The organism is Pseudomonas sp. 21LCFQ010, assembly GCF_024129905.1.
GTDB lineage: Bacteria > Pseudomonadota > Gammaproteobacteria > Pseudomonadales > Pseudomonadaceae > Aquipseudomonas.
On sequence record NZ_JAMYDZ010000006.1, the window covers coordinates 114,444 to 140,521 of the forward strand.

Genomic DNA, 26,078 nt, shown 5'->3' on the forward strand with positions numbered 1-26,078 from the left:
AATCATCGGGCAAGTTGCATGGTCAATTCTGATTGATTATGCGGCAAGCATGGTAGCTATCTGCTTCGGCCTTGGCTAACTGGCGGATTTGGCTGTCCTGCTGTCGTGAAAACCGCCTGGTAGCAGCATTAACCCGAGCCAGGCGGCCTGACAGACCTGCAAAGGAGAACGTCATGCATCCGCTGAAGAACATCGTCCTGGCCACCGCGACACTCGCCGTGCTGGGTGCCCATCCACTGCTGGCCAGCGCTGCCCAGGGCGAAACCGGCCCGTTGATCGAGGCGCGCCAGGAGGGCTCGATCTGGACCGCTTTTGCCTTGAACCGGCACTTGAGTGCGTTCGATATCAAGGTGGCGGTCGAAAAAGGCACCGCCCGGTTGTCTGGCAAGGTCGAGAATGAAGTCGAGCGGGAGCTGGCCGAACGGATCGCACTGGATGTCGAAGGCATCGACAAGGTCGATAACCAGTTGCAGATCGACCCGGCGGTGGCTACCGAGGCGGATGCCCGCAATGGCCTGGCCCAGCGTTTCGAAGACGCCACACTGGTGGCCACGATCAAATCCAAGCTGTTGTGGAGCAACGTCACCCAAGGGCTGGAAATCGACGTGACCAGTGATCAGGGGGTGGTCACGCTCAAGGGCCGGGCGCAAAGCCCTGAAGCCAAAGAGCTGGCCGGCAATCTGGCGACCAATACCGATGGCGTGGCCAGTGTAAATAACCTGATCAGCATCAGTGCCGCTGACTCGATTGCCGCCAAGACCCAGCCACAGGCGCTCAGTACCACCGAGCAGATGAGTGACGCCTGGGTTACCAGCAAGGTCAAGTCCAGCCTTATCTACAGCCGCAACATCGACGGCCTGGGTATCAAGGTCGATACCAGGGAGGGCGTGGTGACACTCAATGGCATGGTGGCCAACTTTGCGGAAAAGGAGCTGGCGGTTGAGATCGCTCGCAATATCCGTGGGGTGAAGGGCGTCAATGCCGACGCCTTGAAAGTCATGGCGCGCAGTACTGGCTGACCACAACACGTATGTGGCATTCGTGCAGAACGCACGATGCCACAGCGTCGATCGTGCAGCTTGCGCGCCACAGAGAATTTTGTATGTTTTTAAGTTATTGATTTATAAGCATTTATTTTTGATTTAAAGCTGGCATGCGGTCTGCAATATCCCTATCGACAAAGGCCGGAACATCCGGTCGACAAGAACGGTAGAGGGATTGAGCACATGAACAGCCAGCGTCTTGCCCAATTGCGTATTTCGCCCCTGCGGGTACAGCAAGGTCTTTTCGCCAGCCTGGTGCTCCTGCTGGTGTTGCTTGCCACCCAACAGTGGCAACTGCATGAGCAAAATCGTGAAGCGGCTGCGCTGCGTCAGTCGCTGATTTCCCAAAGCCTCTCGCTGAGCCAGGCACGTACATCGGTCTCGACCGTGGACAGCCAGGGTTGGGCGCGCGCTCCGGTGCAGGTCGATCGTGTTGTTTCTCAGGACAGTCTGGCGCGCCTGCCTCAACAGTCGCGTTGGGTCTTCTGACCTGATCGGATTCCCACAGTAGTAAGGAGTATCACTATGTTGAGCTGGGCTATTACATTCTTGATCATCGCTATCGTTGCAGCCGTACTGGGCTTCGGTGGTATTGCGGGTACGGCAACCGGTATCGCGAAGATTCTGTTCATCGTGTTCCTGGTCATGTTCGTGGTGTCGTTCTTCTTCGGCCGTCGCGGTAGAGGCTGACATGCGTAACCTGACTCATCTGCTGGCCGCCGCCCTGTTAATGGGCGGTAGCGCCGCCACCCTGGCCGCCAACGATGGTCAGGTGCGTGTTAACGAATTGCTGAGCAGTTCCTCCGATTACCGCCAGGCCTGGACCCAGGCCGTGCAAAAAGAGGAACGCTTGCCTGAGTGGGTCATGAACCTGTCAGGCGTTGCCGAGCCAATGACCGCCACCACCCAGGACGGTGATCCCTATCGGGTGGGGGTGCTGTGCGAGACTGCCGAGAGCTGCCGCAGCCAGCGTCTGATCGTGGCTGGCAGCCTGGACGGCAAAGACATCTACGCCCTGCTGGTTACGGTGCCGGCTGGCTTGCCGAGCGACAAGTCGCCAAAAAGCCACGCCACCCAACGCTATCTGGGTAATCCCGATAAGGGAATGAAGACGCTGCTTGAGGAACAACTGCTCAAGGATCCGAACTGGTACTGACTGAATGGGTGGTAAAGCCGCTTACGGTCAAACCGTTTCATTATCAACGCTGCACGGCTTCCTGGAGGAAGTACGTGCATGACCAGGGGGCCGGGATGCACTGATTGATCGGATCGGTGCGACCTAGGGGTACAGGGAGTACCTCCGCTGAGGGCCGGGTCAGGTGAAGCCGCCATGCCGTTTTCGACGATACGCAGACGTCGAAACCCGCATGGCGCTTTTTATTTGTGCTTGCGTCAAACCTGAAGAGTTCCGCCGTACATCCGTAAACTGCTGCAGAAAATGTCCTCAAATCTTTTCAGGTTGTGTCATGCGACATTTTTTCCTATTGCCAGGCTGAAAGCACCGGCCCAGCAACCTCCAGGCCATTTTCCCAGCGTCATTAACAGCATTTAACAGGGCATTTCTGCCGTTACCATATGCCGATTCTGCATGACTTAGGCGGTTATGGCATTAGACGTGCCTTTGCCCCGTCTGAATAGTTGCGCCTTTTTTTTCGCTTGCTTTGAGCCCGGATGCTCTTTCGCGGTGACTTTCTGTGGACAGTGCGGGGCTTTCTTCCACGACTTCGGTCTGCCGCGGATGAGGCAGGGCGGGCACGCGGTTCCCAAGCTGATCCAAGCCACTTCGCACAAAGGTAATGACATGAAGAAGGCAAAACTGAGTCTGGCATGGCAGATTCTGATCGGTCTGGTTCTGGGTATCGCCATCGGCGCGCTGCTCAACCACTTCAGTGCCGAGAAGGCCTGGTGGATCAGCAACGTCCTGCAACCGGCAGGTGACATCTTCATTCGCCTGATCAAGATGATCGTGGTGCCCATCGTCGTGGCCTCGCTGATCGTCGGGATTGCCGGTGTGGGCGATGCCAAGAAGCTCGGCAGCATTGGCCTGAAGACCATTATCTACTTCGAGATCGTGACCACGGTCGCCATCGTTGTGGGCCTGGTGCTGGCCAACCTGTTCCAGCCTGGAGCCGGCATCGACATGAGCTCGCTCGGCACGGTGGACATCTCCAAGTACAAGACCACCGCCGCCGAGGTGCAGCATGACCATGCGTTCATTGCCACCATCCTCAACCTGATTCCGTCCAACATCTTCGCCTCCATTGCCCGTGGCGACATGCTGCCGATCATCTTCTTCTCGGTGATGTTCGGCATGGGCCTGGCCAGCCTGCAAAACGAAGTGCGCGAGCCGCTGGTGAAGATGTTCCAGGGCGTCTCGGAAACCATGTTCAAGGTCACCCACATGATCATGGCCTACGCGCCGATCGGTGTGTTTGCCCTGATCGCGGTCACCGTGGCCAATTTCGGTTTCGCCTCGCTGCTGCCGCTGGCCAAGCTGGTGATCCTGGTTTACGTCGCCATCGCCTTCTTTGCTTTCGTGGTGCTGGGCCTGATCGCCCGCATGTTCGGCTTCTCGATCATGAAGATCATCCGCATCTTCAAGGATGAGCTGATCCTGGCCTACTCCACCGCCAGCTCCGAGACCGCCCTGCCGCGGGTAATCAGCAAGATGGAAGCCTACGGTGCGCCGAAAGCCATCTGCAGCTTCGTGGTCCCGACCGGTTACTCGTTCAACCTCGACGGTTCGACCCTGTACCAGAGCATCGCGGCGATCTTTATTGCCCAGCTGTACGGTATTGACCTGTCGCTCGGCCAACAGCTGATGCTGGTCCTGACCCTGATGGTCACCTCCAAAGGTATCGCCGGTGTGCCGGGCGTGTCGTTCGTGGTCCTGTTGGCGACCCTGGGCAGTGTCGGTATTCCGCTGGAAGGTCTGGCATTCATCGCCGGTGTCGACCGCATCATGGACATGGCACGTACCGCCCTGAACGTGATCGGCAACGCCCTGGCGGTACTGGTCATCGCCCGTTGGGAAGGCATGTACGACGATGCCAAAGGCAAGGCCTACTGGGAGTCGCTGCCACACTGGCGCAGCAAAGAACCCGTACCGGTCGGCAAGCCTGCGGCTGAGTAGGACCGGCTTTAGCCGGGAAGCCTTTGCGGTCTTCCCGGTATTTCCGGTCTTCGCGGTCTTCGCGGCTAAAGCGGATCGCCGCCCGGCCGCTCCTACGGGGATCGCAATCGTCCCGTCAATTTCCCTCCGGCACACCTCCCCCGTTATCATCCCCGTCGTCTGAAGGGGGATGTATCCGATGCTCAATGGCCTGTGGCTTGGTTTTTTCGTCGTGGCGATGGTCGCCGCGCTGGCGCAATGGTTGATCGGCGGCAATGCCGGGATCTTTGCCAGCATGGTCGAGAGCATCTTTGCCATGGCCAAGCTGTCGGTGGAGGTCATGGTTCTGCTGTTCGGCACCCTCACCCTGTGGCTGGGCTTTCTGCGCATTGCCGAGAAGGCCGGGATCGTCGACTGGCTGGGCAAGGTGCTCAGCCCGCTGTTCACCCGGCTGATGCCGGAGGTGCCACCGGGCCATCCGGCGCTGGGCCTGATTACCCTCAACTTCGCCGCCAACGGTCTGGGGCTGGATAACGCCGCGACCCCGATCGGCCTCAAGGCCATGAAGGCACTGCAGGAACTCAACCCCAGCCAGACCACCGCCAGCAACGCGCAGATCCTGTTTCTGGTGCTCAACGCCTCGTCACTGACCCTGTTGCCGGTGACCATCTTCATGTACCGCGCCCAGCAAGGCGCACCTGACCCGACCCTGGTGTTTCTGCCAATCCTGCTGGCGACCAGTGTCTCGACCATTGTCGGGCTGCTGTCGGTGGCGTTCATGCAGCGCCTGCGTCTGTGGGACCCGGTGGTGCTGGCTTACCTGATTCCCGGTGCATTGCTGCTCGGTGGTTTCATGGCCTTTCTCGGCACGCTGTCGGCTGCGGCGCTGGCCGGGCTGTCATCGATTCTCGGCAACCTCACGCTGTTCGGCCTGATCATGTTGTTTCTGGTGATCGGCGCGCTGCGCAAGGTCAAGGTGTATGAAGCCTTCGTCGAAGGGGCCAAGGAAGGTTTCGATGTGGCCAAAAACCTGCTGCCGTATCTGGTGGCGATGCTCTGTGCGGTGGGCGTATTGCGCGCCTCCGGCGCCCTGGACTTCGGCCTGGAAGGCATTCGCCACGTGGTCGAGTGGCTGGGCTGGGATACCCGTTTTGTCGACTCGCTGCCCACTGCGCTGGTCAAGCCGTTCTCCGGCAGCGCGGCGCGGGCGCTGTTGATCGAGACCATGCAGAACCAGGGCGTCGACAGCTTTGCTGCGCTGGCGGCAGCGACCATTCAGGGCAGCACCGAAACCACCTTCTATGTGCTGGCGGTGTACTTCGGCGCGGTCGGCATCCAGCGCGCCCGGCATGCCGTGGGTTGTGCGCTGCTGGCCGAGTTCTCGGGCGTGGTGGCAGCGATCATGGTTTGCTACTGGTTCTTTGGCGCCACCGCCAGCTAAGTATCAAGGCGTCGCAGCAGGTCCAGACTCTGATGACGGCTCCGGGGCCGGCTGTGATTCAGGCGTCGCGGCGGGCGGTTGCTCTGCTGCTGGCTCCGGTTCTGGCTCTGGCTCCGTTTGCGGTTCTGGCGCCGCAACACCGGGCTCGGATGCCGCAGGCGCCGCGTCGTCATCGCCACCGGGTTTGAGCTGGATGATCCGGCCTTTTGGCTGGGTCACGGTCGGTTGATCGGCGTCGGTCACTTCAAAACGCAGCACGCCGATCATCTGCCCGTCTTCGGTCAGCACCCGAACCTGCCAGCGGCCCGCCACCTCCTGCGGGAAATTGCGCTTGTGGGTCCAGGCGCGATAGCCCTCCTTGCGCCCGCCGTTGATATTCAGGGCAATGCGGTCCACTTCTTCACCGTTGCGCCGCCACACATGGTAAATGCGCTCTTGCAGGCCGCGTGGGGCATTGATTGCGGTGTAGGCATACAGGCCGTCACGGCGCAGTTGAGCGGCGCTGATCTGGCGGATGCTTTCACCCGGTGTGCGACTTTTGTTGTCGAACTCGGTGCTCACCGCCACTTCGGTCAGCCACAGCGTGGCCGGTGGCACCCAGGAGCGCAGCAGCCAGCCAGCGCTGCCCACGGCCAGGATCACGGTCACCAGCATCACCCCACTGCGCCAGGTGCGGATCGGAAAGCTCGATGCCAGGCTGGGAATCGACAGCACAATCGCGGTGCCGAGCGCCAGTTTGTAGCTCTCGGTGGTGGTCAGGTTGAGAATGATCGGCAGCGCGGTGAGCATCGCGGCGAACAGGGTCAGGGTATGCAAGGCCAGGAACAGCCAGCGGCGCGGTGCCAGCCAGCGGTAGTACAGCGGGTCGACGATGGAGATCAGCCCGGCCGCACCGAGCAGCGCCGTGAACAACGCCTGGCCGCTGTTCCAGGTGGTGGTGATGAAAAAGAACGGCAGGACGAAGAACAGGCTTTCCTGATGGATCAGCTGGGTGCCGTAACGCAGCAACCCTTGCGGAATTTCCTTGCCGAACTTTCGGTGCAACAACCCCACCACGCTGTTCTCGACCATCAGCCACAGCCAGCTGAGCATCATCACCACGGCGATCCAGCTGGCCAGCCCGGCCTGACGGTCGACCATGATGAAGCTGACGATCCCGGAGATGAATCCGCCCGCCGCAATGATGCCCGGATAGCGGCGCATCAGGTCGAGGATGCGGGTGACGAGGACATTCCAGTGGGGCATTGGGTTTCACTTCAGCAGGGGTGGAAAAAAGTCGCCAAGCATAGCAATGCAGTGCGCAGCGCTACAGCCGTTGCTGACGGCGATAACGCAGCCCGCCGACCAGCAGCAGGATCATCAGCACTCCGGCAGCCAGGACCAGCCAATACAGATCGTCGTAACTGAACAGCGGTTTCTCGATGCGGATGTAGCCCGGTTGTTCGAGTAACTGACGCAAGGCCCGGTTGGCGCCCTCCAGGGTGACCGCCTGAATGCGCTTGGCCGGGTCGGCAAAGCGGCCATTCTCGTAATCGTTGAGCGCGCCCCAGTAATAGTCGGCCAGCGCGCTGTTGCCTTGCACGGCCCAGGCCTGCCGGGCCACGGCGGCTTGTTTGAGGCGCTCGAAGGTTGCAGCTTGCAGGCCGTCACGCTGCAAGCGTTCAAGCAGTGCATGCAGGGTCTGTTCGGCTTGCAACAGGTCGCTGCGTTCGACATCGGCGTCCAGGCTCATCAGCCCGGTGTCGCTGAACACCTCGCGGCTGACCGAAGGGCCGTAGGACAACCCCTGTTGCAGGCGCAGTTCTGAGTACAGCGACCACTCCAGATAAGACCGGACCAGCTCCCAGGTTTCATCGTGTTGTTCATCCAGCAAGGGCTCGGGAAAGATCAGGTGCAGCCGGGCACTTTCGCCCAGTACCCCGCGGGTCAGTACCCGGCGTTGTTCAGCCACTTGTTTCGCGCTGTCCAGGGTCGGGTGTTCGGCAGGTTCGGTGGCGGCCAGGCGGCCATAGACCCGTTCCAGGTAGCCGGGCAGCAGCTTGTCCAGGTCACCGACCATGATCAGGGTCATGTTGTTGGGTGCGTACCAGGTCGCCAGGGCATCTTCGAGCTGCTCCAGGCTGACTGCCTCGACGTCCGGACTGTCGGCGCACTTCAGGCCCAGTTCGCTCGCCACCTGGCTGCTGGCGTTGCTGCCCGCGTCACGCCGGTCGAGCAGCCGTTGCAGGCGCGAGGCGTGGCCGCCGTCTTCATGGGCAACGATGCGCCTGACCGTGTCCAGGCGGCTCTGGGTCAGCTCGGTGTGGGTCAGCACCTGCATGAGCAGGTCGAGTACCTTGCGCTGGTTACGCGCCGGTGCCTCGATCACAAAGGTGGTGTCGGCGTTGCTGGTAAAGGCGTTCCACTCGCCACCGAGCGCCTGCATGCGCGACTCCAGACCGCCTTCGCCGCTGTCATCGATGCCGCTGAACATCAAGTGTTCGAGCAGGTGCGGCAGTTCTTTGTGCTCACAGGCAAAGTCATCAAAGCCCACCCCGACAATCAGCCGGATCGCCACATGGCCCTTGTCGTAGCCGGGCTTGAGCAGCACCTGCAAACCGTTGGGCAACAGATAACCCTGGGCTTGCAGGCGGTCCAGGGCCAGGCTGGGAAGAGAACAGAGCAACAGCCAGATCAGCAGCAGGCAGCGCATGAGACAGCTTTTCCTTGCGGGCCAGTTGAATTGACATGCTGTTGAAAAACTACCTGCGTTGCCATTGCTGCGTTAAAAACAGGCTCAAAATGCTCATTTACAACCCGTAAACTCCGCTTTTTCGCCTGTTTTTGCCTTGCACTGGCTGCCTCGCCTACGTTTTTCAACGGCCTGCTAAACAGACTTCGCTGCCGCCGCTCGGTTCACACCGATTGTTCGCCTACCTGGCCTGGCGTCTCGTCCGGTCCGTCGCTGGACAGTGCACCCGTGTCGGCGGTTTCCAGTACCGCGTAGGCGCTACTGCAGAACAGCGAGTTGAGGCGCTTCATGTCAGCCATCAGTTCCAGGTGCAGCGAGCTGGTCTCGATACTTTGCACCACCTTGCGTTGCAAACGGTTGACATGGGCGTGGGCCAGCCGCCGTTCCAGAGCGCGGAACTGGCGTTTTTCCTTCAATAGCTGGCGGGCGCTATGCGGGTCGCCGCTGAGAAACACCGACAGGCCCAGACGCAGATTGGCCTGCAACTGGGTGTGCAGGTCGGTGAGCTCTTCCAGACCGACGTCCGAAAACGATCGTTGCTGCGCGGTTTTCTGCTGCTGGATTTTGCGCAGCATGCGCTCGATCACGCCACTGGCCAGCTCCAGGTTAATGGTCAGCTCAATGATTTCGGCCCAGCGTCGATTGTCCTGTTCGCCCAGGTCTTCTCGGGGCATCTGCGCCAGGTACAGCTTGATGCCGCTGTACAGGGTCTCGACATCCTCATTAAGGCTGCGCACTTGCTGAGTGACAGCGGTCTGGGTGCCGTGCAGTACGGCCTGCATGGCGCCCAGCATGTTCTCCAGCAGGTCGCCCATGCGCAGGGTTTCACGCACCGCATTGGCCAGCGCCAGGCTGGGAGTCGCCAGCGCGGTCAGATCCAGATGCCTGGGTTTGATCGGCCCTGCGGTTTCGGCAGGCACTTGCAGCAAGCTGGCGCACAGGCGCGCCATGGGGCTGACAAAGGGCAGCATCAAAAGGCAGCGTGCGATGTTGTAGACCAGATGAAAGCCGATCACCAGTTCCTGTGGCTTGAGCCTCAGCTCGTCGAGCCAGTTCACCAGCGGGTCAAGCACCGGGATGATCAGCACCAGGCCCAGCAGTTTGAATAGCAGGCTGCCCAGCGCCACCTGGCGACCGGGTACGTTCTGCATGCTGGTGCTCATGAACGCCAGCAGACCGCTGCCGATATTGGCCCCCACCACCAGACCGATGGCCACGTGCAGGCTGATGATGTCGGAACCGGCCAGCGTTGCAGTCAGCAGCACCGCCGCCAGGCTGGAATAGGAAATCAGCGCGAACAGCGCACCGACCAGGGCATCGAGCAGGAAGTCGCCGGTCAGCGAGGCGAACAGCACCTTGACCCCGCTGGCCTGGGTGATCGGCGCGGCGGCGCTGACGATCAGTTGCAGCGCCAGGATGATCAGCCCCAGACCGATGGCTACCCTGCCCAACTGGCCGGCGCGGGTCTGCTTGCGCGACAGAAAAAAGATCACCCCGAGGAAGATCAGCAGTGGCGACAGCCACGACAGGTCGAAGGTCAGCACCCGCGACATCAGCGCGGTGCCGACATCGGCGCCCAGCATGATCGCCAGCGCCGGCGCCAGACGCATCAGCCCCTGGCCGACAAAGGATGTCACCAGCATGGCTGTGGCGTTGCTGCTCTGCACCAGCGCGGTGACCAGGATGCCGGCGAGAAAGGCCAGCGGCCGACGTGCAACGTTATGGCCCAGCACGCGGCGCAACTGACTGCCGTATACGCGCAGGATGCCGGTACGCACAATGTGCGTGCCCCAGATCAGCAAGGCCACGGCAGACAATAGATCGAGCAGGGTCAGCATATGCAAGGCCCCCTGTGGTGGTGTGAATAGCGAGCGACGCGGAATGTTTTTACTAAAGCTTTAGACCGCTTTGTGCGGTGCTGCCAGCATCGCACAGGCCTCAACGCATTGAAACAATTCTGTAATGAATGGGCGACCCGCCCTGGCCTGCGCCCGGTAGGAGCTGCTTTAGCAGCGAAGGCTTCAGCCGCGAAAGGTCTTCGCGGCTAATTCGCGGCTGAAGCCGCTCCTGCCGGGTTAGCCGAGCCTCAGGCTTCGGCTGGCGCCGCTTCGGCCTTCTTGCGTGCCTGGCTGGTGCGCATCTTGATGTTGATCGCTTCAACCGCCAGCGAGAACGCCATGGCGAAGTACACGTAGCCTTTGGGCACATGAATGTCGAAGGCTTCGGCGATCAGCACCGTACCGACCACCATCAGGAACGACAGGGCGAGCATCTTCAGTGATGGATGTTTGTCGATGAAGTCGCTGATGGCGCCGGAGCAGAGCATCATCACCAGCACCGCCACGATGATCGCCGCGACCATCACCGGCACGTTGGACACCATGCCCACCGCAGTGATGACCGAGTCCAGCGAGAACACGATGTCGATGATCGCGATCTGCACGATGGTTGCCAGGAACATGCCGCCAGCGCCCTTGGGCTCGTCGCCGGCCTCTTCTTCACCTTCCATGCCCTGGAAGATTTCCTGGGAGCTTTTCCACAGCAGGAACAGGCCGCCGAAGAACAGGATCAGGTCACGACCGGAAATGCCCTGGCCGAAGACGCTGAACAGGTCGGTGGTCAGGCGCATGATCCAGGTGATCGACAGCAGCAGCATGATGCGAGTGACCATGGCCAGGCCCAGGCCGAACAGCCGGGTGCGCTTTTGCATGGCTTTGGGCATGCGGCTGACCAGGATCGAGATCATGATGATGTTGTCGATCCCCAGAACGATTTCCAGGGCGGTCAGGGTCAAGAAAGCAACCCATATTTCAGGGTTGAGTAGCCATTCCATCAGTTGTTTCCTCAGGCGATAAAAAATCGCCGCCAGCTACAGCTGACGGCGATTCGGGGTTGAAACGCGGTTGAATCAGACGCTGCTGACCAGCGGGAACAGACCCAGCATGACAGCGGCAACCAGAATACACATGCAGACCAGGATCGCCCACTTGAGGGTGAAGCGCTGGTGGTCACCGAAATCGATACCGGCCAGGGCAACCAGCAGGTAGGTCGAAGGCACCAGTGGGCTGAGCAGGTGCACCGGCTGGCCAACGATCGAAGCACGGGCCATTTCTACCGCGCTGATGCCGTAGTGCGAGGCGGCTTCGGCCAGCACAGGCATGACGCCGTAGTAGAACGCGTCATTGGACATGAAGAAGGTGAACGGCATGCTCACCAGCGCGGTGATGACCGCCAGGTAAGGGCCCATGGCCTCAGGGATCACCGCCAGCAGGCTCTTGGACATGGCGTCGACCATGCCGGTGCCGGTCAGGATGCCGGTGAAAATACCGGCGGCGAAGATCAGGCCGACTACCGACAACACGCTACCGGCGTGGGCCGAAACGCGGTCCTTCTGGTCCTGCAGGTTCGGGTAGTTGATGATCATCGCGATGCTGAAAGCCACCATGAACAGCACTGGCAGCGGCAGCAGACCCATGATCAGGGTGACCATCAGGCAGAACGTCAGGGCACCGTTGAACCAGATCAGTTTTGGACGGCGGGCATCAGGGAATTGCGACACGCTGATTTCGCTGTGATCGATTTCATCGCCCTGCAATTGCAGCACGCCCAGACGAGCCCGCTCGCGCTTGCCATACAAGTAAGAGATGGCCAGCAGGCAGACCACGCCGGCAGCCATGGCCGGGATCATCGGGACGAAGATGTCCGAGGCATCGACATGCAGGGCACTGGCTGCGCGAGCCGTCGGGCCGCCCCATGGGGTCATGTTCATGATCCCGCCGGCGAGGATGATCAGGCCGGCCATGATCCGTGGGCTCATGCCGACACGGCTGTACAGCGGCAGCATGGCGGCCACGCAGATCATGTAGGTAGTGGCGCCATCACCGTCCAGCGAAACCACCAGCGCCAGTACCGCGGTGCCGACGGAAATGCGCATCGGGTCGCCCTTGACCATTTTCAGGATCTTGCGCACCGCCGGGTCGAACAGCCCCGAGTCGATCATCAGGGCGAAGTAGAGAATGGCGAACATCAGCATGACGCCGGTGGGCGCCAGCTTGGTGATACCAGCGAGCATCATCGGGCCGATCTGCGGGCCGAAGCCACCGAACAGGGCAAAGATGATCGGGACGATGATCAGGGCAATCAGCGCGGTCATGCGCTTGCTCATGATCAGGTACATGAAGGCGATGACCATGGCAAAGCCAAGGAAAGTCAGCATGGCAATACTCCAGACGTATTTCGGTCAGGGAAACCGGAAAAGATGAAAGTCAGTTCTGCTCAGCGAGCAGTGGTCTGGAGTCGGGGCGCAAGGGAGGTGTACAGGGAGGTAGGAGCAAGCATGTTAATCACCGTTATTCTTGTTGAATGTCCGGACGACGGCTGTGCGGTCGGCCTGGCTTACCGGTCTTTTGCCGGTGCTGGAGGCGATCCTAATCCCCCAAGCTTTCAGCCAGCTTTCAACTTCCTTTCAGCGTTGCGCTGCGCTGCGGCGTTTGTCGATTTTGCGCGTCAATTGGTTCTGTGGATCCATTGACAATAATTTTGGCGATTATCGGATATATATTCTTGACTAGAAGCTGGCTAAGGATTCCAATGGATCCACTAATAAAAACAAATCCGGACCGGAGAGCCTGACCATGTACCCCATGAACGCCTGGTATGTTGCTTGCACCCCTGACGAAATCGCCGACAAGCCGCTGGGTCGGCAGATCTGTGGCGAGAAGATGGTGTTTTATCGCGGCCTGGACAACCAAGTGGTGGCGGTCGAGGATTTTTGTCCGCATCGCGGTGCCCCGCTGTCGCTGGGTTACGTGGAGAACGGCCAGTTGGTCTGTGGCTATCACGGCCTGGTGATGGGCGCCGATGGCAAGACGGCTGCGATGCCAGGCCAGCGGGTGCGCGGCTTTCCTTGCAACAAGACTTTCGCGGCTGTGGAGCGCTACGGGTTTATCTGGGTCTGGCCCGGTGATCAGACGCAGGCCGATGCAGGGCTGATTCCTCACCTGGAATGGGCGGTCAGTGACCAGTGGGCTTATGGCGGCGGGTTGTTTCATATCGGCTGCGATTACCGGCTGATGATCGACAACCTGATGGACCTGACCCACGAAACCTACGTGCACGCCTCCAGCATTGGCCAGAAAGAAATCGACGAAGCCGCGCCGGTCACTCAGGTGCAGGGTGACGAAGTGATCACCGCCCGGCACATGGAAAACATCATGGCCCCGCCGTTCTGGCGCATGGCCCTGCGCGGTAACAACCTGGCCGACGATGTGCCGGTGGACCGCTGGCAGATCTGCCGCTTCACCCCGCCCAGCCATGTCTTGATCGAGGTGGGTGTGGCCCATGCCGGCAACGGCGGTTACCACGCCGACGCGCAGTTCAAGGCGTCGAGCATTGTGGTGGACTTCATCACCCCCGAGAGCGATACCTCGATCTGGTACTTCTGGGGCATGGCACGCAACTTCAATCCGCAGGACCAGGCGCTGACCGACACGATCCGCGAAGGCCAGGGCAAGATTTTCAGCGAAGACCTGGAAATGCTCGAACGCCAGCAACAGAACCTGCTCAAGTACCCGGCGCGCAACCTGCTCAAGCTCAATATCGACGCCGGAGGTGTGCAGTCGCGCAAGATTCTGGAGCGCATTATCGCCCAGGAACAAAGCGCGGCCCCGGCCTTGATCGCCACTGCCCAATAAGCTGCAGGAGCCAATCACATGATCGACGTTATGGTGATTTCCCGCCGCGACGAAGCGCTGGGCATCTGCAGCTTCGAGCTGGCCCGTGCCGACCGCAGCCCCTTGCCGGCCTTCAGCGCCGGGGCGCACATCGAGGTGCAGGTGCCCGGCGAATCCGGGCTGCTGCGCCAGTACTCGCTGTGCAACCACCCCGCCGAGCAGCATCGCTACCTTATTGGTGTGCTCGATGACCCGGCCTCGCGAGGCGGCTCAAGGGCCATGCACCAGTTGCTGCGCGCCGGCATGGCGCTGCGCATCAGCGAGCCGCGCAACCTGTTCCCGCTGGCCGAACATGCCCGGCGCAGCCTGCTGTTTGCCGGTGGCATCGGTATCACGCCGATTCTGTGCATGGCCGAACAACTGGCGAGCAGCGGGGCCGACTTTGAACTGCACTACTGCGTGCGCGCCCGTGATCGCGCCGCGTTTGTCGAGCGCCTGCACGCTTCAAGTTTCGCTGACCGGGTGTTTCTACATAGCGATCAAGAGCCGGCTACCGCGCTCGATGCCCTGAGTGTGCTGGCCGGGCCGCAGCCCGATGTGCATCTGTACGTGTGCGGGCCGGGTGGGTTCATGCAGCACGTACTCGACAGCGCCCGCCAGCAGGGCTGGCAGGAGGCCAACCTGCACCGCGAATACTTCGCCGCCGCACCGGTGGACACCAGTGCCGACGGCAGCTTTTGCGTCAGGATCGCCAGCAGCGGTCAGGAGTTCGAGGTCCCGGCGGACCAGACGGTGGTCCAGGTGCTGGAGCATCATGGTGTGGAGATTGCGGTGTCGTGCGAACAAGGCGTGTGCGGCACCTGCCTGACCGGCGTGCTCGACGGTGTGCCGGAGCATCGCGACCTGTACCTCACCGAAGAAGAACAGGCGCTGAACAACCAGTTCACGCCCTGCTGCTCGCGTGCCAAGACTGCGATGCTGGTGCTGGATTTGTAACAGCGGGCGGGCGCCGGGGCGCATTTTCGGCCGGTTGGCGACCTGTAATTGCAAGACGCCTCTCTTTCTATTGAAGGAAATTTCCGAGAAAATCCCGAGCCCTTGCGCGTGCAAAATCCCGCGACTAGGCTGCGTCCGTCACTGAACATCAGTGATCGGGTTTAGCAGCCCATCTCAGGAAGTTGCTCATGCTGGAACCGTCTATGGCGGCTTCGCGTGGGGCACCTTCGGGTGCGCCGGTTTTGCATCTTCCTCCGGTCTGCTAACCCGCGTTGAAGCCGCCACCTCTTGTTCGTTTAGCAGCGAGCATCCGGTGGCCCTAGCCGCAGGAAGATGTAATGAGTAATAAAATCGTCCCCGATCCACCTGATACCCCCTCAACCCTGACCCACCTCGAATGCCGCGTGGCCCATGCGGTCGAGCTGTTGCGTTGCGCCACCGCCACCGCCTTCGAGACCGCCGATGCCCTGCAAGGCCCGGCGCGCCATCTGGCCATGGCCTCGATGCACCTGATTACCCAGGCGCATCTGACTCTGGACCAGGTGCTCGATCAATGGCCGGTGCAGGCCGAGGAGCAACTGCCGGCCTGACAGGTTCAGGCTATATCCCGGTACTGTTCAGTTAAGTGCTTTATGTCCCCGGTGGGAGCGAGCTTGCTCGCGAAGAGGCCAGTAAAAACACTACATCTGTTGTGATGTGCTGCCGTCTTCGCTAGCAAGCTAGCTCCCACAGACGGGGTTCGGCGCAGGTCATGCAGCAATTACCCGATCTGCGAAGTCCAAGCTGCATCCCCCGTTCTGTCAGGAGAGCCCGGATGCCGCAGTCCTGCTCCATCGAAAGCGCGATCGACCATGTGCTGGCCACCTTGCCTGCGCACATTCATCTGGGCATGCCGCTGGGCCTGGGCAAACCCAATCGCTTCGTCAATGCGCTGTATGCGCGCATCCGTGACCTGCCCGAGCGGCAACTGACGATCTATACCGCCCTGAGCCTGGGCCGGCCCACGCCGGGCGAAGGCTTGCAGGCGCGCTTTCTCGAACCCTTTCTGGAGCGGGTGTTCGGTGATTACCCGGAGCTGGACTATCTGGCCGACCTGCGCCGTGACCGGCTGCCGGCCAATATCCGTGTCGAGCAGTTTTTCATGCAGCCCGGCAGCCTGCTCGACAGCCAGACGGCGCAGCAGGATTACGTCAGCAGCAACTACAGCCATGCGGCGCGGGATATCAATGCCAAGGGCCTGAACCTGATTGCGCAGCTGGTGGCCCAGGACCCGCAACGGCCTGGCTGCCTGAGCCTGAGTTGCAACCCCGATGTGACCCTCGATCTGCTGCCGATGATCGCCAAACGCCGTACTGCGGGTGAAACCATCCTGGTGCTGGGTCAGGTGCATGCCGACCTGCCCTACATGCCCGGCGACTCGGAACTGGACCTGGCCGCCTTCGACCTGCTGCTCGAAGAGCCGGAAACCACCACGTTGTTCTCCACGCCGAACATGCCGGTGGGTTTTCAGGATCACTTCATCGGCCTGCACGCCAGCACCCTGGTGCGTGACGGCGGCACCTTGCAGATCGGTATCGGTTCGATGGGCGATGCGCTGACCGCCGCCCTGCTCGCCCGTCAGGCGGATAACGCCGGTTACCGACACCTGCTGGCCGACTTGAACATGAGTAACTGGCAAACCCTGATCGACCGCGAAGGCGGCACCGAGCCTTTCGCCAAGGGGCTTTACGGTTGCAGCGAGATGTTCGTCAACGGTCTGCTGGCCCTGGCCGACGCCGGCATCGTGCGGCGCAAGGTCTACGCCGACCTTGAGCAACAGCGGCTGGCCGACATGGGCATGCTCGATGACAGCCATACAACCGACGGCGTGGTGCTGCATGGCGGGTTCTTTCTCGGGCCGCGCAGCTTCTATGCGCGCCTGAACGAACTGTCGGCCGAACGCCGTGCGCAGTTCAACATGAGCGCAATCAGCTTCATCAACGAGCTGTATGGCAACGAAGAACTCAAGCGCCTGCAACGCCGTGATGCACGATTCATCAACAGCGCGTTCTGCATGACCCTGATGGGCGCGGCAGTCTCGGACCAACTGGAAGATGGCCGGGTGCTCAGCGGTGTGGGCGGGCAATACAACTTTGTCGCTCAGGCCCACGCGCTGGAAGATGCCCGTTCGATTCTGATCTTGCGCAGTTGGCGCGAGTCCGGTGGCGAGGTCAGTTCCAACCTTGTCTGGTCGTATGGGCATGCGACCATTCCCCGCCACCTGCGCGATATCGTGGTCACGGAATACGGCATCGCTGACCTGCGCGGTCAAACTGATGCCACGGTGATCGAGCGGTTGCTCAATATCTGCGATTCACGCTTCCAGCCCGGCCTGATCGAACAGGCCCAGCGGGCCGGCAAACTGCCTGAAGGCTTTGCCCTGGACCCGCGCTTCACCGACAACACACCCGAGCGGCTCAAGGCCCTGGCGGGCAGTTATCCGCAGTTGTTTGCCGAATACCCGCTGGGCAGCGACTTCGAGCCTGAAGAGCGCGACCTGCTGCGCGCCCTGAACTGGCTCAAGAGCAAATTCAAACTGAGCGAAATCCTGCAACTGGGCAAGGCTGCGCTGGATGCACCCGAGCCAGAGGCATTTGCTGTGCATCTGCAACGCATGGGCCTGGACCAGCCCGACGGGTTGCGTGAAGAGCTGTATCAGCGGCTGCTGCTGGCGGGGTTGCATAACACCCTGGAACGCACTTGACCTTGTGAGCAGCTTCAACTGCGAAGCTTTCCTGGCTAAAGCCGGTCCTACGGGGCTTCGTGTTTGCTGCGCGACAGCGCGGCGCCGAGGCGGCGGGCGATCGCCTACAACCCGGACATCTTCTGGATCGCGGCTTTGAGCTCGTCGTCGGTGCAATCGGCACAGGTGCCTTTGGCGGGCATGCTGTTGACCCCGCTGATGGCCTTGGCCAGCAAACCATCAAGGCCGCCCTGCTCGTCGGCGCGTTTTTTCCAGGCGGTGGTGTCGCCAATTTTCGGCGCATCCAGCAGACCGATGGTGTGGCAGGCGGTGCAGTGTTTGGCGATGACGTCGTCTGCCGACTTGCCCGCACTGCCGCTCGCCGCAGCGGCCACGCTCACACCCACACATTGCTGGCCCTGCACGCAAACCTTGCCGACTGGCTCAAGCCGTTTGGCGATCTCTTCGTTGGATGCCGCCTGCAGGCCGATGGGCGCCAGGCTCAGCACAGTGGCCAGTACCAGGCCGATTGTTGTCAGGTTCACGCGTTCACCCTCATGGTGGCAGGTCAGGCTCGCCATTACGGTTAACGGCTGTGCGAGCAGGCGAAAAGTATAACGAGGCGCCTGTTCGCCCGAAACGCCCCTACATCGCGAAGGGGTATTGCCATTGCTGTGGATCAATAAACCGGCAAGCCCGCGATAAACGGGGCTCGCAGAGGTGTTATCAAAAATTGGCAGGGGTGGCTGCGCTGATTAGTCGCGCCGGTACATCGAAGGGATTGCGGAAACGGTGCGCGCGGGTGCTCTCGAAGTAATAGCTGTCGCCGACTTCCAGCAGGTAGGTGTCGTTGCCGACGATCAGCTCAAGGCGGCCCTCGATGAGGATGCCGGTCTCTTCGCCTTCGTGAACCAGCATTTCTTCGCCAGTGTCGGCGCCGGGCGGATAGGTTTCGGTCAGGAAGGCGATGGCCCGGCCCTGATGCGACTTGCCCACCAGTTTCATGGTCACCGCGCCGTCGGAGATATCCAGCAGCTCGCCGGGCTTGTACACCACTTTGCTGGTGTTCTCCGGGGCCAGCTCTTCGGAAAAGAACTCGACCATGGACATCGGAATGCCGCCGAGCACCTTGCGCAGCGAACTGATCGAGGGGCTGACGCTGTTCTTCTCGATCATGGAAATGGTGCTATTGGTCACACCCGCCCGTTTGGCCAGTTCACGTTGGGACAAGCCCTTGAGCTTACGGATGTATTGCAGTCGCTCACCGACGTCCAATTCGGCAGTCCTCCAGGTTCGGAGGCTCGGTACGAATGCGCGTCGCGGGGGATGGACAGGGACCAGGCTACCCCGCCGCCACCAGGGCATCACCCACACCGGGCAATTGCTCCGTTACTGCACGATCTCTTCGGATCGTCTTCAATCGCAGCATGATCGACACGCAGACAAGCTCGTACAAAGCCTGAGGTTAAAGTCGAGACCGGGGCATGATGGCAACAGCGTTTGATATTTACAACAAGCAGGCGGTTTTGCCGCCTGGGTTCAGCTTTCGCTGTACTGACGCGGGACGCGCTTGAGGTTGCAGAACAACTGGTACGGGATGGTCCCGGCATGCGCCGCCACGGTGCTGGCCGACAGGTTTGGCCCCCAGAACTCGACGTGGCTGCCGAGCCCGGCTGCGGGCAGGTCGGTGAGCTCGACGCACAGCATGTCCATCGAGACCCGGCCCACCAGGCGTGCGGCCTGGCCGTCGATGAGGACCGGCGTGCCGGTCGGGGCATGGCGCGGGTAACCATCGGCATACCCCATCGCCACCACGCCAATCCGGCTCGGCCGATCAGTGATCCAGGATGCGCCATAGCCCACTGGCTCACCGGCCGGCAGCTCGCGGACGCTGATGACTTTCGACTCCAGGGTCATCACCGCCTGCAACTGATCGGCCAGCGGATGTGCCTGCTCGAACGGTGTGGCGCCGTAAAGCATGATCCCCGGCCGTACCCAGTCGCTGTTGATCTGCGGCCAGCCGAGCAGTGCCGGCGAGTTGTTCAGGCTGGTCAGGGCCTTGAGTCCCTGACGAGCGGCCTCGAACACCGCCAGTTGTTCTTCGCTGCGTGAGCAGCCCAGCTCATCGGCGCGGGCGAAGTGGCTCATCAAGACAATGTCGGCCACCTTGCCGCTGGCCAGCAGGCGCTGATAGGCGGCCTGGTAATCGGCCGGGAACAAGCCGACCCGGTGCATGCCGCTGTCGAGCTTGAGCCACAGGGTCAGCGGTTTGCCCAGCGCCGTGCGCTCGATAGCCTCGATCTGCCACTGCGAATGCACCACACACCAGAAGTCATGCTCGACGATCAGGTCCAGTTCCTGCGCTTCAAAAAAACCTTCGAGCAACAGAATCGGTCCGCTGATACCGGCCGCCCGCAGTTCCAGAGCCTCTTCGATGCAGGCCACGGCGAAGCCATCGGCCTCGCTCTGCAGCGCCTGGGCGACGCGCACTGCACCGTGCCCGTAGGCATCGGCCTTGATTACGGCGAGCGCTCTGGCACCAGAGTGCTGGCGGGCCAGCCGGTAGTTGTGGCGCAGGGCGTTGAGGTCAATCAGGGCACGGGCTGGACGCATGGCTCATCTTTCTTGTGGGGTGAATCGAGAAAACCGGTTTGCAGCAAATTACTGATGGGCCGGGGTCGGGTGTCCATGCCTGGCGGCCTCGGCGGCCTTGCCGTAGCGGGAAATATCCAGACCTGCGGCGCTGATCTGTGGCGTCTTGCGGGCGATCAGATCCGCCAGCAGGCGACCGGAACCGCAGGCCATGGTCCAGCCCAGCGTTCCGTGGCCGGTATTGAGGAACAGGTTGCCATACCGGGTAGCACCGACAATCGGCGTACCATCCGGGGTGGTCGGGCGCAGGCCGGTCCAGAAACTGGCCTGGCTCAGATCGCCGCCCAGAGGATAGAGATCACCGACGATCATCTCCAGTGTTTCGCGTCGGCGCGGGTTGAGCGACAGGTCAAAACCGGCAATTTCTGCCATGCCGCCAACGCGGATACGGTTGTCGAACCGGGTGATCGCAACCTTGTAGGTCTCGTCGAGAATCGTCGAGGTCGGCGCCATCTCGCCACGGGTAATCGGCACGGTCAGCGAGTAGCCCTTGAGCGGATACACCGGTGCCTTGATGCCCAGCGGCTTGAGCAACTGCGGCGAGTAGCTGCCCAGCGCCAGCACGTAACGGTCAGCGGTTTCCAGCTTGCCGTCGATCCACACACCATTGATACGGTCGCCGGCAAAGTCGATGCGCTCGATGTTCTGGCCGTAGCGGAATTCCACCCCCAGGTTTACGGCCATTTCGGCCAGGCGGGTGGTGAATAGCTGGCAGTCGCCGGTCTGATCATTGGGCAGCCGCAGCGCGCCGCTGAGTTTGCCGACCACCCCGGCCAGCGCTGGCTCGACCCGGGCGATACCGTCACGGTCAAGCAGCTCGTACGGCACACCGGACTGTTCCAGGACGGCGATGTCCTTGGCCGCGTTGTCCAGTTGCGCCTGGGTGCGGAACAACTGGGTGGTGCCCAATTGCCGTGCCTCATAGGCAATACCGGTTTCGGCACGCAGTTCATCGAGGCAGTCACGGCTGTATTCGGACAGGCGCACCATGCGCTCTTTGTTCACCGCATAGCGGCTGGCGGTGCAATTGCGCAGCATCTGCGCCATCCACAGGTACTGGTCGATTTGCGCGGTGGCCTTGATTGCCAATGGCGCGTGGCGCTCCAGCAGCCACTTGATGGCCTTGAGCGGCACACCGGGCGCTGCCCACGGCGAGGCGTAACCGGGCGAGACCTGGCCTGCATTGGCGAAGCTGGTTTCCATGGCCACTGCCGGCTGACGGTCGACCACGGTCACCTGAAAGCCTTCGCGGGCCAGATAGTAGGCACTGGTCGTACCAATCACACCACTGCCGAGAACCAGAACGCGCATGTTGATTACCTCATCGCGGATAGCCGCTGACGTTGTGCAGAATGAGTAAGAGATGTGCGCAGTATAAGAAGGTTCAGGCAGTGCTTTTCACTGTATAAAAAGCTATATTCGAGGCGTTTTCTCGGTAAACGGCGCTTAGACAGAGGGAGATTACCCATGCGCACCCAGCACCAGTCGAAGCGTGAGCTGGACAAGATCGATCGCAATATCCTGCGCATCCTGCAGGCTGATGGGCGCATCTCTTTCACGGAGCTGGGCGAACGGGTCGGGTTGTCTACCACGCCCTGCACCGAACGGGTCCGGCGTCTGGAGCGCGAAGGCATCATCATGGGCTACAACGCTCGCCTCAACCCGCAGACCCTCAAGGCCAGCCTGCTGGTGTTCGTCGAGATCAGCCTGGACTACAAGTCCGGCGACACCTTCGATGAGTTCCGCCGCGCGATCCTCAAGCTGCCCCATGTGCTGGAGTGTCACCTGGTGTCAGGGGACTTCGACTACCTGGTCAAGGCGCGCATCTCGGAGATGGCCTCGTACCGCAAGCTGCTGGGCGACATCCTGCTCAAACTCCCGCATGTGCGCGAGTCCAAGAGCTATATCGTGATGGAAGAAGTCAAAGAAAGCCTCAGCCTGCCGATTGCGGATTGACCCCATACCCCGTAGGACCGGCTTTAGCCGGGAAGGCAGCCCGTAGGAGCTGCTTTAGCGGCGAAGGCAGCCGCTATAGCTTCGCCGCTTTAGCGGCTCCTACGGGGTAATTCGGGCTCAGACCAGCACCTGACGGTTGGCCGCCATCCAGGCATGAATCTGTTTTTCGGTCTGTGGGTGGATCATTTCCACCGGGCGTTGACCATTGGGGCATGGCAGGCGCGGTGTGGTGCCGAACAGCCGGCAGATCAGCGGACGCTCGTCGTACACGGTGCAGCCATCGGGCCCCAGGTGCACGCAGTTCAGCTCATCGAGCGCAGCCTGTTGCTCGGCAGCGCTTTTGCGCGGCAGGCGGGACATTTCTTCCGGCGAGGTGGTTACCGGCCCACAACAGTCATGACAACCGGGTATACAGTCGAAGGAAGGAATCTGGCGCCGTAGGGTACGGATTTTTTCGCGGTTACAGCTCATCAACTCTGTTCTCTGACATAACGCGGCGATTGTGCCGCAGTTGGCAGGCACTGGACACCGTCTTATCCTCGTCGCTGTCTGCGAATTCATCAGGAAGCCCCATGACCCAGCACGCCAACTCTTACTACAACGCCAGCAGCCATCCACAGCCGGACTACCCACGGCTGCAAGGTGAACTGAAGGTCGATGTATGCGTGGTCGGTGGTGGGTTTTCGGGGCTCAATACCGCCATCGAGCTGGCCGAACGGGGCTTGAGTGTGGCGTTGCTGGAAGCACGAAAAATCGGCTGGGGCGCCAGCGGGCGCAATGGCGGGCAGTTGATTCGCGGTGTCGGCCATGGTCTTGAGCAGTTCACGTCGGTGATCGGCAACGAAGGTGTGCACCAGCTCAAGCTGCTGGGCTTTGAAGCTGTGGAAATCGTCCGTCAGCGTATCGAGCGGCACAACATCCAGTGCGATCTGAAATGGGGCTATTGCGACCTGGCCAACAAGCCCGCCGACCTGCAAGGCTTTGCCGAGGACCTCGAAGAGTTGCGCAGCCTGGGTTACCGCCATGAACTGCAACTGCTGCAACCGGGGCAGATGCGCAGCGTGGTGGGTTCTGATCAGTACGTGGGTGGTTTGATCGACATGGGCTCGGGGCACCTGCACCCGCTCAATCTGGCGCTGGGTGAAGCCGCTGTGGCGCAGTCTCTGGGCGTGCAGCTGTTCGAGCAGTCACAGGTCACGCGTATCGACTACGGCCCGCAGGTCAAGGTCCATACCGCTCAGGGTCAGGTGCAGGCACAGTTTCTGGTGCTGGGCTGCAACGCCTACCTCAATGACCTGAACCCGGAGCTGGGCGGCAAGGTGTTACCTGCCGGCAGCTACATCATCGCCACCGAACCGCTGAGCGAAGAACAGGCTCGTCAGTTGCTGCCGCAAGACATGGCGGTGTGTGACCAGCGGGTGGCGCTGGACTATTACCGGCTGTCCGCCGACCGCCGCCTGCTGTTCGGCGGCGCCTGTCATTACTCCGGCCGTGACCCGCAGGACATCGCGGGCTACATGCGCCCCAAGATGCTCAAGGTGTTCCCGCAACTGGCCGATGTCCGCATTGATTATCAATGGGGCGGGATGATCGGCATCGGCGCCAACCGCCTGCCGCAGATCGGCCGCCTCAAACAGCAGCCCAATGTGTTTTATGCCCAGGCCTATTCCGGTCACGGCCTCAACGCCACGCACCTGGCCGGCCGGCTATTGGCCGAAGCCATCGCCGGCCAGCACAGTGCGGGCTTTGAACTGTTCGCCAAAGTGCCGCATATCACCTTCCCTGGCGGCAAACACTTGCGTTCGCCGCTGCTGGCGCTGGGCATGCTCTGGCATCGGCTCAAAGAGTTGGTCTGACGGGCAGTCAGGCGCGCCAGAACGGTTTGCCGGCTTCGATACGCGCCTGGGAATAGTCCAGACCGATGTCGCGCAGTTCGTCATCGGTGAGTTCCAGCAGCGCGCGGCGTGAGGTCCGGCGATGACGATACAGTGCCCAGCGGCTGACCGCCGCACTTGCCTCTGTATGGGTGACAGTGCGCGAGCCGCTATTGACCTGCGGCTGCGTTTGCCGCTGGCTGCCTGGTAAAGCCGATTGCACATCTGTGAAGCTGTTCATCTTCGCTCGCTCCCTGGTGGATTGCCGTAAGCGAATGATGAGCGCAATTCGCAGGACGATACAGATTCAAAAAAAGCTTATATTTTCCATACAGAGTCCTTGTATTAGTCACTGAATGGTTTATTTTCGGCCTATCTGTATTGCTATCGCCTTTCGTTCTGCCGGGAGTACGCCATGACCCTGTACGTCAACCTTGCCGAGTTGTTGGGGACGCGCATCGAAAACGGCTTCTATCGCCCCGGCGACCGACTGCCTTCGGTGCGCGCCTTGAGCATCGAGCACGGGGTGAGCCTGAGCACCGTGCAGCAGGCTTATCGGGTGCTGGAAGACAGCGGTCTGGCGACGCCGAAGCCCAAGTCTGGCTATTTCGTGCCCATCAGCCGCAAGGCTCCGGCGCTGCCGGTGGTGGGGCGGCCGGTGCAGCGGCCTGTGGATATCTCCCAGTGGGAGCAGGTGCTGGACATGATCCGGGTGTCGCCCGCCGAGGGCTTGACCCAGCTGGGGCGTGGCATGCCGGACGTCAACAGCCCGACCCTCAAGCCGTTGCTGCGCGCCATGGGCCAGCTCAGCCGCCATCAGGACATGCCCGGTCTGTACTACGACAACATCCTCGGTGTGCAGGCGCTGCGCGAGCAGATTGCCCGGCTGTTGCTCGACTCCGGCTGCCAGTTGAATGCCAGTGACCTGCTGATCACCAGTGGCTGCCATGAAGCGCTGAGCGCCTGCATCCGTGCGTTGTGCGCGCCCGGTGATATCGTCGCGGTGGACTCGCCGAGCTTTTTCGGTGTCATGCAGACCCTCAAGGGGCTGGGCATGAAGGCGCTGGAGATCCCCACTGATCCATTGACCGGCATCAGCCTCGAAGCCCTGGAGCTGGCCCTGGAGCAATGGCCGATCAAGGCCATCCAGTTAACGCCCAGTTGCAATAACCCGCTGGGCTACGTGATGCCCGAGGAGCGCAAGCGCGCGTTGCTGCGCCTGGCCCAGCGCTTCGACGTGCCGATCATCGAGGATGACGTGTACGGCGACCTGGCCTTCAGCTATCCACGCCCGCGCACCATCAAGTCATTCGACGAAGACGGCCGCGTGCTGCTGTGCAGCTCATTCTCCAAAACCCTGGCGCCCGGCCTGCGGATTGGCTGGGTCGCGCCGGGGCGTTATCTGGAGCGGGTGCTGCACATGAAGTACATCGGCACTGGCTCCACCGCGCCGCAGCCGCAACTGGCGATCAGCGAATTCCTGCAGGGCGGGCACTTTGAACCGCACCTGCGGCGCATGCGCAGCCAGTATCAGCGCAACCGCGACCAGATGCTCGACTGGGTGCTGCGCTACTTCCCCGAAGGCACCCGTGCCAGCCGTCCACAGGGCGGTTTCATGCTGTGGGTCGAACTGGCCGAGGACTTCGATACGGTGCGCTTGAACCGCGCCCTGCTGGAGCACAAGGTCCAGATCGCCGTGGGCAGTATCTTTTCTGCCTCCGGCAAGTACCGCAATTGCCTGCGCCTGAACTTCGCCGTGCGCCCGACGCCGCGTATTGAGGCGGCGGTGCGCACGGTGGGTGAGGTGATCAAGCAATTACTGGCGCAGGCCTGCTAATTTTAGCGGCGTGGTGCGGTCATATCGCCAAATCGATCCTGC

The 26,078-nt window shown here is 61.3% G+C and carries 25 protein-coding genes; 14 read left to right on the top strand and 11 right to left on the bottom strand.

Going from position 1 to position 26,078, the window contains the following annotated elements; all coding sequences use genetic code 11:
- Positions 1-173: 173 nt before the first annotated feature.
- The 6 genes from NJC38_RS09755 to NJC38_RS09780 all read left to right on the top strand — a co-directional run bounded on the left by NJC38_RS09755 (position 174) and on the right by NJC38_RS09780 (position 5,596).
- The gene (locus NJC38_RS09755) at positions 174-1,019 is read left to right on the top strand and encodes a BON domain-containing protein (RefSeq protein ID WP_045485128.1); all 846 of its coding nucleotides are present in this window, start codon (positions 174-176) and stop codon (positions 1,017-1,019) included.
- A gap of 207 nt (positions 1,020-1,226) precedes the next feature.
- The gene (locus NJC38_RS09760; protein WP_045485125.1) at positions 1,227-1,532 is read left to right on the top strand and encodes a hypothetical protein; all 306 of its coding nucleotides are present in this window, start codon (positions 1,227-1,229) and stop codon (positions 1,530-1,532) included.
- 36 nt (positions 1,533-1,568) lie between these two features.
- A complete protein-coding gene (locus NJC38_RS09765) occupies positions 1,569-1,733 on the top strand; it encodes a DUF1328 domain-containing protein (RefSeq protein WP_025257796.1) in 165 nt (54 codons plus the stop codon).
- A 1-nt stretch (position 1,734) separates the two neighbouring features.
- On the top strand, positions 1,735-2,199 hold the full coding sequence (locus tag NJC38_RS09770; RefSeq protein ID WP_253113883.1) for an inhibitor of vertebrate lysozyme family protein: 465 nt from the start codon (positions 1,735-1,737) through the stop codon (positions 2,197-2,199).
- 645 nt (positions 2,200-2,844) lie between these two features.
- Positions 2,845-4,176, top strand: a complete 1,332-nt coding sequence (gltP, locus tag NJC38_RS09775; protein ID WP_253113886.1) for a glutamate/aspartate:proton symporter GltP — start codon at positions 2,845-2,847, stop codon at positions 4,174-4,176.
- Between the two features lie 178 nt (positions 4,177-4,354).
- The gene (locus NJC38_RS09780; RefSeq protein ID WP_253113890.1) at positions 4,355-5,596 is read left to right on the top strand and encodes a spore maturation protein; all 1,242 of its coding nucleotides are present in this window, start codon (positions 4,355-4,357) and stop codon (positions 5,594-5,596) included.
- Between the two features lie 3 nt (positions 5,597-5,599).
- On the opposite strand, the gene NJC38_RS09785 is transcribed toward NJC38_RS09780, so the two are convergent.
- The 5 genes from NJC38_RS09785 to NJC38_RS09805 form a co-directional block, all read right to left on the bottom strand.
- Positions 5,600-6,841 (bottom strand): DUF5924 family protein, encoded by a 1,242-nt coding sequence (locus NJC38_RS09785; protein WP_253113892.1) that lies wholly within the window; start codon positions 6,839-6,841, stop codon positions 5,600-5,602.
- A 61-nt stretch (positions 6,842-6,902) separates the two neighbouring features.
- Entirely contained in the window at positions 6,903-8,288 is a 1,386-nt protein-coding gene (locus tag NJC38_RS09790; protein ID WP_253113894.1) for a pitrilysin family protein, read from the bottom strand.
- 203 nt (positions 8,289-8,491) lie between these two features.
- Positions 8,492-10,165, bottom strand: coding sequence for a Na/Pi cotransporter family protein (locus NJC38_RS09795; RefSeq protein ID WP_253113897.1), 1,674 nt, complete (start codon positions 10,163-10,165; stop codon positions 8,492-8,494).
- Positions 10,166-10,413: 248 nt separating this feature from the next.
- Positions 10,414-11,160, bottom strand: coding sequence for a TerC family protein (locus NJC38_RS09800; RefSeq protein WP_045485109.1), 747 nt, complete (start codon positions 11,158-11,160; stop codon positions 10,414-10,416).
- 75 nt (positions 11,161-11,235) lie between these two features.
- Positions 11,236-12,543 (bottom strand): CitMHS family transporter, encoded by a 1,308-nt coding sequence (locus tag NJC38_RS09805; protein ID WP_045485107.1) that lies wholly within the window; start codon positions 12,541-12,543, stop codon positions 11,236-11,238.
- Between the two features lie 120 nt (positions 12,544-12,663).
- Here NJC38_RS09805 and NJC38_RS09810 point away from each other — a divergent pair, with 120 nt between their 5' ends.
- From NJC38_RS09810 to NJC38_RS09830, 5 genes are all read left to right on the top strand, one after another.
- Complete coding sequence (locus tag NJC38_RS09810; protein ID WP_253113900.1) at positions 12,664-12,858, top strand: hypothetical protein; 195 nt, start codon at positions 12,664-12,666, stop codon at positions 12,856-12,858.
- A 103-nt stretch (positions 12,859-12,961) separates the two neighbouring features.
- Entirely contained in the window at positions 12,962-14,020 is a 1,059-nt protein-coding gene (locus NJC38_RS09815) for an aromatic ring-hydroxylating dioxygenase subunit alpha (protein ID WP_253113903.1), read from the top strand.
- Positions 14,021-14,038: 18 nt separating this feature from the next.
- Positions 14,039-14,995 (top strand): PDR/VanB family oxidoreductase, encoded by a 957-nt coding sequence (locus NJC38_RS09820; protein ID WP_253113906.1) that lies wholly within the window; start codon positions 14,039-14,041, stop codon positions 14,993-14,995.
- 338 nt (positions 14,996-15,333) lie between these two features.
- Positions 15,334-15,585 carry a DUF3077 domain-containing protein gene (locus NJC38_RS09825; protein ID WP_253113909.1) on the top strand — a complete coding sequence of 84 codons (252 nt, stop codon included), beginning with the start codon at positions 15,334-15,336 and terminating at the stop codon, positions 15,583-15,585.
- Positions 15,586-15,809: 224 nt separating this feature from the next.
- Positions 15,810-17,738 (top strand): acetyl-CoA hydrolase/transferase C-terminal domain-containing protein, encoded by a 1,929-nt coding sequence (locus NJC38_RS09830; protein ID WP_253113912.1) that lies wholly within the window; start codon positions 15,810-15,812, stop codon positions 17,736-17,738.
- Positions 17,739-17,842: 104 nt separating this feature from the next.
- On the opposite strand, the gene NJC38_RS09835 is transcribed toward NJC38_RS09830, so the two are convergent.
- The 4 genes from NJC38_RS09835 to dadA all read right to left on the bottom strand — a co-directional run bounded on the left by NJC38_RS09835 (position 17,843) and on the right by dadA (position 21,680).
- Positions 17,843-18,298 (bottom strand): c-type cytochrome, encoded by a 456-nt coding sequence (locus tag NJC38_RS09835; RefSeq protein WP_253113914.1) that lies wholly within the window; start codon positions 18,296-18,298, stop codon positions 17,843-17,845.
- A gap of 145 nt (positions 18,299-18,443) precedes the next feature.
- Positions 18,444-18,992 carry a cupin domain-containing protein gene (locus NJC38_RS09840; protein ID WP_253113916.1) on the bottom strand — a complete coding sequence of 183 codons (549 nt, stop codon included), beginning with the start codon at positions 18,990-18,992 and terminating at the stop codon, positions 18,444-18,446.
- Positions 18,993-19,256: 264 nt separating this feature from the next.
- On the bottom strand, positions 19,257-20,330 hold the full coding sequence (gene alr, locus NJC38_RS09845) for an alanine racemase (RefSeq protein WP_253113926.1): 1,074 nt from the start codon (positions 20,328-20,330) through the stop codon (positions 19,257-19,259).
- 48 nt (positions 20,331-20,378) lie between these two features.
- Complete coding sequence (gene dadA / locus NJC38_RS09850) at positions 20,379-21,680, bottom strand: D-amino acid dehydrogenase (protein ID WP_045485097.1); 1,302 nt, start codon at positions 21,678-21,680, stop codon at positions 20,379-20,381.
- A gap of 156 nt (positions 21,681-21,836) precedes the next feature.
- Here dadA and NJC38_RS09855 point away from each other — a divergent pair, with 156 nt between their 5' ends.
- The gene (locus tag NJC38_RS09855; RefSeq protein WP_045485096.1) at positions 21,837-22,325 is read left to right on the top strand and encodes an Lrp/AsnC ligand binding domain-containing protein; all 489 of its coding nucleotides are present in this window, start codon (positions 21,837-21,839) and stop codon (positions 22,323-22,325) included.
- Between the two features lie 117 nt (positions 22,326-22,442).
- Here the strand turns inward: NJC38_RS09855 and NJC38_RS09860 are convergent, their stop codons facing one another.
- Positions 22,443-22,796 (bottom strand): YkgJ family cysteine cluster protein, encoded by a 354-nt coding sequence (locus NJC38_RS09860; protein WP_045485095.1) that lies wholly within the window; start codon positions 22,794-22,796, stop codon positions 22,443-22,445.
- A gap of 101 nt (positions 22,797-22,897) precedes the next feature.
- Between NJC38_RS09860 and NJC38_RS09865 the strand changes: the two genes are divergently transcribed.
- Positions 22,898-24,181 carry an FAD-binding oxidoreductase gene (locus tag NJC38_RS09865; RefSeq protein WP_253113928.1) on the top strand — a complete coding sequence of 428 codons (1,284 nt, stop codon included), beginning with the start codon at positions 22,898-22,900 and terminating at the stop codon, positions 24,179-24,181.
- A 7-nt stretch (positions 24,182-24,188) separates the two neighbouring features.
- Here the strand turns inward: NJC38_RS09865 and NJC38_RS09870 are convergent, their stop codons facing one another.
- The gene (locus NJC38_RS09870; protein WP_253113930.1) at positions 24,189-24,440 is read right to left on the bottom strand and encodes a DUF1127 domain-containing protein; all 252 of its coding nucleotides are present in this window, start codon (positions 24,438-24,440) and stop codon (positions 24,189-24,191) included.
- 174 nt (positions 24,441-24,614) lie between these two features.
- Between NJC38_RS09870 and NJC38_RS09875 the strand changes: the two genes are divergently transcribed.
- Positions 24,615-26,036, top strand: a complete 1,422-nt coding sequence (locus NJC38_RS09875) for a PLP-dependent aminotransferase family protein (RefSeq protein WP_253113932.1) — start codon at positions 24,615-24,617, stop codon at positions 26,034-26,036.
- The last annotated feature ends 42 nt before the right edge of the window (positions 26,037-26,078 follow it).

Bases quoted from the DNA above. Each gene is read 5' to 3' on its own strand.
- NJC38_RS09755 (WP_045485128.1), top strand. From the start codon at position 174: ATGCATCCGCTGAAGAACATCGTCCTGGCCACCGCGACACTCGCCGTG.
- NJC38_RS09760 (WP_045485125.1), top strand. From the start codon at position 1,227: ATGAACAGCCAGCGTCTTGCCCAATTGCGTATTTCGCCCCTGCGGGTA.
- NJC38_RS09765 (WP_025257796.1), top strand. From the start codon at position 1,569: ATGTTGAGCTGGGCTATTACATTCTTGATCATCGCTATCGTTGCAGCC.
- NJC38_RS09770 (WP_253113883.1), top strand. From the start codon at position 1,735: ATGCGTAACCTGACTCATCTGCTGGCCGCCGCCCTGTTAATGGGCGGT.
- gltP (WP_253113886.1), top strand. From the start codon at position 2,845: ATGAAGAAGGCAAAACTGAGTCTGGCATGGCAGATTCTGATCGGTCTG.
- NJC38_RS09780 (WP_253113890.1), top strand. From the start codon at position 4,355: ATGCTCAATGGCCTGTGGCTTGGTTTTTTCGTCGTGGCGATGGTCGCC.
- NJC38_RS09785 (WP_253113892.1), bottom strand. From the start codon at position 6,841: ATGCCCCACTGGAATGTCCTCGTCACCCGCATCCTCGACCTGATGCGC.
- NJC38_RS09790 (WP_253113894.1), bottom strand. From the start codon at position 8,288: ATGCGCTGCCTGCTGCTGATCTGGCTGTTGCTCTGTTCTCTTCCCAGC.
- NJC38_RS09795 (WP_253113897.1), bottom strand. From the start codon at position 10,165: ATGCTGACCCTGCTCGATCTATTGTCTGCCGTGGCCTTGCTGATCTGG.
- NJC38_RS09800 (WP_045485109.1), bottom strand. From the start codon at position 11,160: ATGGAATGGCTACTCAACCCTGAAATATGGGTTGCTTTCTTGACCCTG.
- NJC38_RS09805 (WP_045485107.1), bottom strand. From the start codon at position 12,543: ATGCTGACTTTCCTTGGCTTTGCCATGGTCATCGCCTTCATGTACCTG.
- NJC38_RS09810 (WP_253113900.1), top strand. From the start codon at position 12,664: ATGTTAATCACCGTTATTCTTGTTGAATGTCCGGACGACGGCTGTGCG.
- NJC38_RS09815 (WP_253113903.1), top strand. From the start codon at position 12,962: ATGTACCCCATGAACGCCTGGTATGTTGCTTGCACCCCTGACGAAATC.
- NJC38_RS09820 (WP_253113906.1), top strand. From the start codon at position 14,039: ATGATCGACGTTATGGTGATTTCCCGCCGCGACGAAGCGCTGGGCATC.
- NJC38_RS09825 (WP_253113909.1), top strand. From the start codon at position 15,334: ATGAGTAATAAAATCGTCCCCGATCCACCTGATACCCCCTCAACCCTG.
- NJC38_RS09830 (WP_253113912.1), top strand. From the start codon at position 15,810: ATGCCGCAGTCCTGCTCCATCGAAAGCGCGATCGACCATGTGCTGGCC.
- NJC38_RS09835 (WP_253113914.1), bottom strand. From the start codon at position 18,298: ATGGCGAGCCTGACCTGCCACCATGAGGGTGAACGCGTGAACCTGACA.
- alr (WP_253113926.1), bottom strand. From the start codon at position 20,330: ATGCGTCCAGCCCGTGCCCTGATTGACCTCAACGCCCTGCGCCACAAC.
- dadA (WP_045485097.1), bottom strand. From the start codon at position 21,680: ATGCGCGTTCTGGTTCTCGGCAGTGGTGTGATTGGTACGACCAGTGCC.
- NJC38_RS09855 (WP_045485096.1), top strand. From the start codon at position 21,837: ATGCGCACCCAGCACCAGTCGAAGCGTGAGCTGGACAAGATCGATCGC.
- NJC38_RS09860 (WP_045485095.1), bottom strand. From the start codon at position 22,796: ATGAGCTGTAACCGCGAAAAAATCCGTACCCTACGGCGCCAGATTCCT.
- NJC38_RS09865 (WP_253113928.1), top strand. From the start codon at position 22,898: ATGACCCAGCACGCCAACTCTTACTACAACGCCAGCAGCCATCCACAG.
- NJC38_RS09870 (WP_253113930.1), bottom strand. From the start codon at position 24,440: ATGAACAGCTTCACAGATGTGCAATCGGCTTTACCAGGCAGCCAGCGG.
- NJC38_RS09875 (WP_253113932.1), top strand. From the start codon at position 24,615: ATGACCCTGTACGTCAACCTTGCCGAGTTGTTGGGGACGCGCATCGAA.